The 8,035-nt window shown below is 66.8% G+C and carries 10 protein-coding genes and 2 pseudogenes; 6 read left to right on the plus strand and 6 right to left on the minus strand.

Translation table 11 applies throughout. The features are described from left to right. Positions 1 to 976, minus strand: a 976-nt coding sequence (locus tag ACY45C_RS08640; protein ID WP_462187102.1) for a MerR family transcriptional regulator, incomplete at its 3' end; no start/stop codon positions are given. 121 nt (positions 977 to 1,097) lie between these two features. Between ACY45C_RS08640 and ACY45C_RS08645 the strand changes: the two are divergent. Further along, positions 1,098 to 1,196, plus strand: a pseudogene (locus tag ACY45C_RS08645) (HhH-GPD-type base excision DNA repair protein); the annotation flags it as partial. Positions 1,197 to 1,242: 46 nt separating this feature from the next. Here ACY45C_RS08645 and ACY45C_RS08650 read toward each other — a convergent pair. From ACY45C_RS08650 to ACY45C_RS08660, 3 genes and pseudogenes are all read right to left on the minus strand, one after another. After that, positions 1,243 to 2,334: an ATP-binding protein gene (locus ACY45C_RS08650; RefSeq protein ID WP_462187103.1), complete on the minus strand. Its 1,092-nt coding sequence runs from the start codon at positions 2,332 to 2,334 to the stop codon at positions 1,243 to 1,245. Between the two features lie 174 nt (positions 2,335 to 2,508). Next, on the minus strand, positions 2,509 to 2,835 hold the full coding sequence (locus tag ACY45C_RS08655; RefSeq protein WP_462187120.1) for a hypothetical protein: 327 nt from the start codon (positions 2,833 to 2,835) through the stop codon (positions 2,509 to 2,511). A gap of 49 nt (positions 2,836 to 2,884) precedes the next feature. Continuing rightward, positions 2,885 to 3,160, minus strand: a pseudogene (locus ACY45C_RS08660) (AlbA family DNA-binding domain-containing protein); the annotation flags it as partial. Positions 3,161 to 3,322: 162 nt separating this feature from the next. Between ACY45C_RS08660 and ACY45C_RS08665 the strand changes: the two are divergent. After that, entirely contained in the window at positions 3,323 to 3,511 is a 189-nt protein-coding gene (locus tag ACY45C_RS08665) for a hypothetical protein (RefSeq protein WP_462187104.1), read from the plus strand. A gap of 102 nt (positions 3,512 to 3,613) precedes the next feature. Here the strand turns inward: ACY45C_RS08665 and ACY45C_RS08670 are convergent, their stop codons facing one another. After that, positions 3,614 to 4,090, minus strand: a complete 477-nt coding sequence (locus ACY45C_RS08670) for a MarR family winged helix-turn-helix transcriptional regulator (protein WP_462187105.1) — start codon at positions 4,088 to 4,090, stop codon at positions 3,614 to 3,616. Positions 4,091 to 4,179: 89 nt separating this feature from the next. On the opposite strand from ACY45C_RS08670, the gene ACY45C_RS08675 reads away from it, so the two are divergent. Next, positions 4,180 to 5,442 carry an NAD(P)H-binding protein gene (locus tag ACY45C_RS08675; protein ID WP_462187106.1) on the plus strand — a complete coding sequence of 421 codons (1,263 nt, stop codon included), beginning with the start codon at positions 4,180 to 4,182 and terminating at the stop codon, positions 5,440 to 5,442. A gap of 177 nt (positions 5,443 to 5,619) precedes the next feature. Here the strand turns inward: ACY45C_RS08675 and ACY45C_RS08680 are convergent, their stop codons facing one another. After that, positions 5,620 to 6,528, minus strand: coding sequence for a TIGR03620 family F420-dependent LLM class oxidoreductase (locus ACY45C_RS08680; protein WP_462187107.1), 909 nt, complete (start codon positions 6,526 to 6,528; stop codon positions 5,620 to 5,622). Between the two features lie 156 nt (positions 6,529 to 6,684). Between ACY45C_RS08680 and ACY45C_RS08685 the strand changes: the two genes are divergently transcribed. The 3 genes from ACY45C_RS08685 to ACY45C_RS08695 form a co-directional block, all read left to right on the plus strand. Further along, positions 6,685 to 7,266 (plus strand): TetR/AcrR family transcriptional regulator, encoded by a 582-nt coding sequence (locus tag ACY45C_RS08685; protein ID WP_462187108.1) that lies wholly within the window; start codon positions 6,685 to 6,687, stop codon positions 7,264 to 7,266. Between the two features lie 57 nt (positions 7,267 to 7,323). Next, positions 7,324 to 7,461: a hypothetical protein gene (locus ACY45C_RS08690; RefSeq protein WP_462187109.1), complete on the plus strand. Its 138-nt coding sequence runs from the start codon at positions 7,324 to 7,326 to the stop codon at positions 7,459 to 7,461. 470 nt (positions 7,462 to 7,931) lie between these two features. Next, positions 7,932 to 8,035: FitA-like ribbon-helix-helix domain-containing protein (locus ACY45C_RS08695; protein ID WP_462187118.1), on the plus strand; the 104-nt coding region annotated here is incomplete at its 3' end.

Here is an 8,035-nt window from a genome sequence, read left to right on the forward strand (position 1 = left end):
GGTGGTAGTCGTCATCGCTCATCTTCGCCCGAGCGCCTGTCTTGGGGCGGACGCTCGGGCGGAGGAGCCGCGAGGGTCCGGGCGTCAGGCGTGGGCGCGCAGGGCTCGGGCGTACCATTCCCAGGTGCCGATGATGTCGTTGGGGGCCTGGTTGGGGGCCCAGCCGTTGATGATGCCGACGAGGGTCCAGTAGCGGCCGACGCGGCGGTCGGTGAAGGCTTCTATGCGGTCGGCCACGCGCGTGCGGTCTTCCGCCGGGGTCGGGCCCGAGGGCTTCGAGACGCTCGACCACGGTCAGGGCCTCAGGGGAGGCGGGGTCGACCCCGGCCCGGGCGGCGGGACCGGCGAGTTCGCCGACAGCCTTGCCGACCTCGAACTGCGCCACGTCCGGCTCTGGCCCTTCGGCGCGGGCTCGTTCGGCCATCCGGCGGCTGGTGGCGATGAAGTCGGGATCGCGCAGCAGTTCGACGATCTCCACCCAGGCTGCGACCTGCTCCGGGGTCGGGTCCTCGGGCAGCTCGGGTGCGCCCATGGCCAGCTTGTCGGCGACATCGCTGGGGTTGTCGCCGAAGACAGCGTCGAGGTAGTCGTCGATGATCCGCCGACGTTGTTCGGTCGTCAGGTTGGTCAGGTCGGTCATACGTTGGAGCTCCTCGGGGTCGGTGGATCCGATGAAGGCGCGCAGTACCGCGCGCTGCAGTCGCAGCACGCGAATCTGGGCGTCGAGGGCGCGTACGTGCTCGGCGGCCACCTCATCCAGCGACGTTTCGGCGCTGAGCACCCGCTTGATGTCGTCCAGGCCGACGCCGAGCTCGCGCAGGGTGCGGATGAGCCGCGCCCGGGCCACGGCGTCGGGCCCGAACAGCCGGTATCCCGCCGTCGTGCGTCCCTGCTCGGGCAGCACTCCGGCGTCGGCGTAGAACCGTAACGTCCGTACCGAGAGCCCGGTGCTCACCGCAAGCTGGCCGATCATCATGGAACCGATCATTGAGCCTCCACCAACTGGAGAGTCAACCGCCTCAACTGGCCTACGGCCCGCGCCGACCCCGACCCCGACGCCGACGCCGACGAGCAGCTTGGTCGCCTACGGTTGTGTGGTGGGACTGCATCTGGGTCAGATCGCCAAGGCCGACGAGCTGCCGACCAACGATCCGTTGGCACTGTTGATTGGCATGGTGCTAGACCAACAGAGTCCGGAGAGAACGAACATGTCGTTCGCGACCACGAAGTGTCCCCTGGTACTCAGGCCGGCGTGCTTGTGAGCCGGTACGCGGCGTTCGGGTCGCTGTAGGCCGCTGTTGTTCTGACGACCAGGCCGTCGGAGATCAGCTTGGTCAGCGCATAGCTGGCCTGTCGGTCGGTCAGGGAAAGGCGGACGGCGATCTCCGCGCGGGTCAGGGGCGACTCGACGGCCAGGAGTTCCAGAACCCGCTGCTTCCGCAGATTAGGCTCATGGGTCTCCTGACTGTGAGCAGTCCTCGCGGATTCGTGTCGCGGCAGGCGCTCGGGGATCTCGGAGAAAAGTGTCGGATTTGAGTCCTCGGCCGCGTCGTCCAGGACGTACCGTGCCCATCTGCGCTGGTTGACCATTTTGACCAAACCGCGGTGGACAAGATCCCCCAGCTCACGGCGGGCGATTTTGCTGTCTACCGACAGTTCGATCCTGTACTCGTCGCTCGTCAGTGCTCGGCCGGTCCGAAGTATCGCGAGCGCCATCTCCTGCGTCGGGGAGATGCCCGGTTGAACCAGCGAGTACAGCCAGGACCGTGTACCTTCGTCGAGCAGGGTCCTATTCGGTAGGATGACTCGAAAATCGCTTATTCGATCCCTGAACTCGGGAGGCACGAGACCAGCTTCCCGCAGGCTACTGAGTACGTTGGGGATACCTGTCGCTCGCCTCTCGCACAGGGCCCTTCGATATTCTTGAAAACGGACGTTCTCAAGAATATCGACGAGCGCCCGATTACGTGCGGACGCGATGTTGTCATCTCCCAGCCGGTCTATCGTTACTGGCCCGAACAGCCCACCCGGTGAGATCACTTCAAGGCGATCGGGGTACATCTCGACCTGGATGCGTGTCCCCCTGGACATCGGACTGTAGTCACGGTGGGCGACGGCGTTGACCAAGATCTCCCGTAGGGCCTCCGGCGGATACTCCCAGCGGTCTTCTCGGCCAATTCCTTCCACCATCCCGCGCCTGCTCATACGGGCGAGCAGGACGGCAAAAACCTCCTCGAGGAGGATCGGGGCCGGCCCTTCCAGAATCTTGTTGTCCAGGAATCGTTGGCCGTCTGGACCGGGCTCTCCCTTGCGTTTCGTTGGGTAAACGGTCACCGTAACCGCGCATCCGCGCAACGCATCGAAACCTTGCGGATCATGGCCGAGCGCGAGGAGCCCGCCCAGCGATGGCACAAGCTGCTGGGGGGACGTAATGAAGTAACAAATACGTGATCGAGAGCATCATCGCAGGTCACAGGCCTGTGGAGGGTTCGAAACGCGCAAGTTATTTCATTTCGACTCCTGGGTATCTAGCGCGCTCTTGACCAGCACGCCGCACCGATGGAGCAAATCATCGTCGTCCCGGCGTGCCAACGTCGGTCGGGACCGGCGAAGCTCCCGCAGAAAATCCGTGACGAGTTCGTCGTCCAGATCGACTCGTCTGGCTTCTTCGACGGGCTCCCGATCAAACGTCGGCTGGCCCCGGTTGATCAATAATTGGCTCACCTCGTACGACGAGAGCCGATGATCTCCATCCGAGATGCGGATATATGAACCGTTTGGCTGCCCCTTGCTCCGCAGGTAGCAGGGCTTGTCTGCTGCGTCGAGCTCCGGCACCTCGGTGACGACAAGGGTCCTGTCCCTCGAACTGCGGCAGGCTGATCAGCGGCACGAGGGGTGGATGGAGGGCATCTCGACACAGTCCCGCGATGTCGGCGGAAAGCTTCGCGGCGTACTCGCAACCGGTGGTCGCGAACCCGCGTCCCTCGTCGAGGCCTAAGATCAGCGTGCCTCCGCCTGGAGTGTTTGCGAATGCGCACAGGGTCTGTGCGGTCTCATTGGGCAGTTTGTCGGTTGACGCCAGCTTGACCTCAAGTCCTGCGTCGTCGCGACCGATCCGGCGAAGCGCGGCAACCAGCTCGGCCAGTTCTGCTGCCTGCATGTGTCAGCCTCCCAGTGAGCCTGACACAGCCTAGCATGATGTTGTGAGGCTGTAGAAGCCTTGTTAGGCTGTGTCAGGTACCCTGCATCCAGGCCCTGGGGGCAGGCGCCGGACCGGCTCTGCGTCCGCCTGTGGTTGGCGTTGGGGCGGCGGCTAGTGCCCATGACGTGCACGATCGACGGGGTCTGGCTTGCCGCCAAGGAAGTATCGGCTATGGGCCTGCACCTGAGCCAGATCGCCGAGGAAGACGACCTGCTGACCAGCGATCCGTTGGCGCTGCTGATCGGGATGGTCCTGGACCAGCGGATGTCGGAAAGAACGAGCGGGACGGGCGGCTCCATGCCCGTCTGACCGCGTGGGGCCTGGCTCCGGCCCGCGACTGCCGGAGCCAGAGATCACAGCGGCGACCGTGTCAGCTTCTCGGCGCGCACCGCGGGCATTGTGGTGTCGTACTCAACTCGGGTCGGAGGCGCCCTCACCGGCGGCGCGTTCGTAGGCGCGCAGGGTGCTGACGACCAGGTGGCGTTCGGCCGGGGTCAGCGGTTGGAGCGCCTCCCGCCAGGCGCGGGTGCCCGAGCCGAGCCATCCCTCGATCACGGGGCGGCCCGTGGTGGCGATACTGACGATCCGGCGTCGGCGATCGCCGGGATCCTCGTGCCTCTCGACGATCTTGGCGTGGTCCAGGTCGGCGACCATCAGGCTGACGGTCGTGGGCGCGACCTCCAGCCGCGTGGCCAGTGCGTTGACGGTGGTGGGGCCGTCAAGCAGCAGGTAAGAGAGCAGGGACAGGTGCCGTGGGCCGAGCGCCAGGCCGGCGAGCTCGGCGGGCGGCGGCGTCCGTTTCGCCCGCCCGACCAGCTGCGGCATCAGTAGCAACAGCGCGCGGACAGCCTGGTCCACATCGAGCTCGTCCTCGCTCCGGCTTGACATGGCCCTCCTCGCCTCCTTTACCTTTGCAATCAAAGATACTTTGCATCCAAAGGTAATCTCAGATGTAGCACCTGCGTGATCGGAGAGTCATGACCACCCTTGTCACAGGCGCCAGCGGGAACATCGGGTCGCGTCTGGTCGCCACGCTGGCCGGGTCGAGCCACCCAGTTCGTGGCTCGTCCCGTGATGCGACGAGCCTACGGCTGCCCGCCGGCGTCGAGCTGGCCGAACTCGACCTCGCCGACCCCGGGCCGTCGGCGGCGAAGGTGCTGCGAGGGGTCGAGACCGTCTTCCTCTATCCGGTGATCGGTACTGTCGAGGCCTTCGTGGCGGCGGCTGTGGACGCGGGCGTGCAGTACGTGGTGTTGCTGTCCTCGCCGGCGGCCTACGAGGTCGGGGAGTTCGACCGGCCCATCGGGCAAATTCACCGCGGGATCGAGCGGGCCGTGGCCGAGTCGGGTCTCTCGCACACGGTGCTCTACCCGAGCTGGCTCGCGACCAATACCCGGCGCGGCTGGGCAGATCAGATCCAGACCAGCGGACGGGTCGCGATGGCGTTCGCGGACGCCCCTATCACGCCGATCCATCCCGACGACATCGCCGAGGTCGCCGCCCACCTCCTTACCCAGGAGACCTTCCGTTCCCGGATGCAGATCCTCACGGGACCGGAGCCGATGCGCCTGCGGGACGCGGTCGCGATCATCGGCGACGTGCTCGGTGCCGACGTCACCGTCGAGGACGTGACCCGGGAGGAGGCACTGGACCTCGACCAGGGCCGAATTCCCCGTCCGATCCTGGAAACGCTGCTCGACGTGGCCGCGGCGACCATCGGCCAGACCGCCCCCGTCACCAACACGGTCGAGCGGATCACCGGTCACCCGGCCCGGTCGCTGCGCTCCTGGCTCGAAGCCCACCGGAGCGCCTTCCAGCGCGGCTGCCCCCTGCCTCGGGCCGAACTGCCCTGTTCGCCGTCGTGCGTCTGGGTCTGTCCGTGTCGACATTGTCGCGGGCGGGATGTCGTGTCATCGGCGGATGGGTTGCTGCTCCGAGACGGTTCGGGTGTCCGGGCTGGGTGGCGGCACTGGCGCCGTGACGAGCGCTGGCGGCGGGGCATGATCGCGAAGGTGCTGACGGATCTGGCGGTGAGCTTGGCGCTCGGTGGGGCTGCCTTGCCGACATCGCGCTGCTGCGCGGGCGCCCGCCCAGCGATGCGCTCACGTAGCCGTTCGGTCAGCGACTCACGACAGTACGGACGACGTCGACCGCGCTGTGCTGGCCAGCGGATCGACGGCTGGGCCTGTGGCTATCGTGATGACGGTGGGACTTCACTTGAGCCAGATCGACGAGGCTGACGAGCTGCTGACGAACGACCCGTTGGCGCTGTTGATCGGGATGGTGCTGGACCAGCCGGTTTCGGAAGGATGGAGCGGGACGGATCGTTTCGTGCCTGCTTGACCATGAAGCGTCGCGTGCCGCTCTGCGGCCGCCGGAGCAAAGAGCCGCCTGGTGCTTCGCCTCCTGCCCTCCGCTCAGCTCTGGGCGTCCAGCCTCAGCAGCGGGACAAGGCGCTCGAGCTGGTCGACTGCTTGGGAGAGATCGGGGGCGAACGGGTTCACGAGTACGTGGTCGGCGCCGGCATCAATGTGGGCGATGAGCCTTGCCGCGACAGCGGTCTCGTCGCCCCAGGCGAGGACGTCGTCAATCAGGCTGTCGCCGCGTTCAGCTATGTCTGCCTCGCTGTAGCCGAGCCGGCGGTAGTTCCTGGTGTAGGGGGAGTCAGGGGCACCCACGCCGAGATCGAAGATGGTCCGCAGCCAGGTCCGGGCGGCCTGCGCATCGCGCTCAAGGATCATGGCCTGGTGCGGGATGACCAACGGGTCGGGGCCCAGCACGGCGCGGGCGGCCGCCGTGTGCGCCACCGGCTGCAGGAACGGGTGGACGCCGTCGGCGCGCTCGCGAGCCAGCCGGTGCACGCGCGGTCCGAGGGCGGCGAGGACGCGTGGGTATCGCGGAGCTGGCAGCTGCGGAAGGTGCGCAGCGGCCTCGTCCATCGCGTCGAGATAGTCACGCAGGTGGGAAAGGGGTCGTTCGCCGGACTGGCCACCGAGGCCGAGGAGGAATCGCCCAGGATAGGCCTCGGCCAGTGTCGCGGCGCCGGTGTGCATCGCGCCCGAGGCGCGGGTGCTGATGTTCGCGATGCCCGTGCCAACGATGATCCGATCAGTTGAGGCAAGCATCAGCCCGTGCTGCGCAAACGCCTCGCGACCGGTGGCCGGTGCGCCTGGCGGCGTCTCCCCGCTCCACACCGACCCGTACCCCAGCCGCTCGATCCGGGCGAGCTCCTGGCGCTGGGTGGCAACTGGACTACTCAGCAGGACGAACGGGGGAAGCCATACCCCGAACCGACCCAGGCGTCGGCGGACCTCCGAGATGCTCATTGCCGATCCCTTCTGTCGCTCCACCTGCCGGAGGTACCCTCCGGTCGCGTCGAACATACCGGAGGATGCCTCCGGCAAGGTGCCTGGGGAGGAGGTAGCCTCCGTCTATGTGCTGCGAAGGGAAGGCGATCGGGCGGGGTGGCTGAGACGCGGCCCATGCGTGCGAATGCCAGAGCCAACCGCGAGAAGTTGCTGGCGCATGCGCGTGCCGCGTTCATCGAGCACGGCACCGGGGCCTCCCTGGAAGGAATCGCCCGCCAGGCCGAAGTCGGCATCGGGACGTTCTATCGCCACTTCCCGACGCGGGAGGCCCTGCTCGAAGCGGTGCTCCATGAGCGTTTCGATGATCTGACCGCGCGGGCGCGCGAACTCTCGGTAGATTCATCGCCGGGTCCATCGCTGACGATCTGGCTACGAGAATTCATGGAGTTCACCGGCGCCTATCGAGGGCTCGCGGCCGCGCTCCTACGGACCCTGCGGGACACGTCGACCCCGCTTCACGCGGCCTGCGAGAGCATGCGCAAGGCTGGGACGTCTCTCTTGGCCCGCGCGCAGGAGGCTGGCGCGATGCGCGTGGATCTTGACGCCGTCGAACTGTTCACCGTGGTCAGTGGACTCGCGTGGGCGTGCGAGCAGACAGTGACCACAGTTCCTGGAACTGCGACGGCAGACCGCCTGCTGACCCTCGTGTTGGAGGGTCTTCACAGCCCTGGCGGGTCGGCAATTGACCACAGCTGATGCGGGGCGGACGCCGGTCGCCACCGGAGTAGCGGGCTGGGGCGCTACGGTGACGTCGTGGGGCTGCATCTGAGCCAGATCGACGAAGCGGACGAGTTGCTGACGAACGATCCGTTGGCGTGGCTCATTGGGATGGTGCTGGACCAGCCGGTCTCGGAAACATGGAGTGGGATGGGACGGTCCGCGTCCGCCTGATCGCGGGCTGTCCACATTGCGGGTCCGGTCGTCCGGGTCGGTCGTCCACCCGTTCGCCATGCGGACAGGGTTCCCGTCGGGACGCGGGGGACGGAGGAAGCGGGGTCAAAGCCGCGAATGCCAGTCCGATGACGAAGCCTGCGACTTCCTCCAGCTGACGCGCGCGTTCCAATGATCACAGCACCGCTGATAGCCCTATCTGCCCCTACCGGTTCGACGACAACACCAGCAACGACTATCACCGCCTCGTCCTGCACCACGTGGCCGCCGGCAGCTATCCCGTCCTCGCGCACGTCGAAGGCGGTCACACCGACCCGCTGCCCACCTTCCCGATCGGCGTGTCGACCACCGTCGACGGAACCGACCTGATATTCGAACAGCCAGCAGTAGCCGCATGACTATCTGACCGGCGGCGCGACGGTGCCGCCGGGGTCCGCCCGTGCTAGCATTGCTATCAGGAGGTGGTCCCGATGGCGGCGGTCAGCATCCGAGACCTCGATGACGGTGTGCGGGAGCGACTGCGCATACGTGCGGCGCACCACGGCCGTTCGATGGAGGCCGAGATCCGTGCGAT

This window comes from Frankia sp. CcWB2 (assembly GCF_977927585.1).

Excerpts from the sequence above, each read along its gene's own strand:
- ACY45C_RS08685 (WP_462187108.1), top strand. The coding sequence starts at position 6,685 with ATGCGTGCGAATGCCAGAGCCAACCGCGAGAAGTTGCTGGCGCATGCG.
- ACY45C_RS08675 (WP_462187106.1), top strand. The coding sequence starts at position 4,180 with ATGACCACCCTTGTCACAGGCGCCAGCGGGAACATCGGGTCGCGTCTG.
- ACY45C_RS08665 (WP_462187104.1), top strand. The coding sequence starts at position 3,323 with ATGACGTGCACGATCGACGGGGTCTGGCTTGCCGCCAAGGAAGTATCG.
- ACY45C_RS08670 (WP_462187105.1), bottom strand. The coding sequence starts at position 4,090 with ATGTCAAGCCGGAGCGAGGACGAGCTCGATGTGGACCAGGCTGTCCGC.
- ACY45C_RS08680 (WP_462187107.1), bottom strand. The coding sequence starts at position 6,528 with ATGAGCATCTCGGAGGTCCGCCGACGCCTGGGTCGGTTCGGGGTATGG.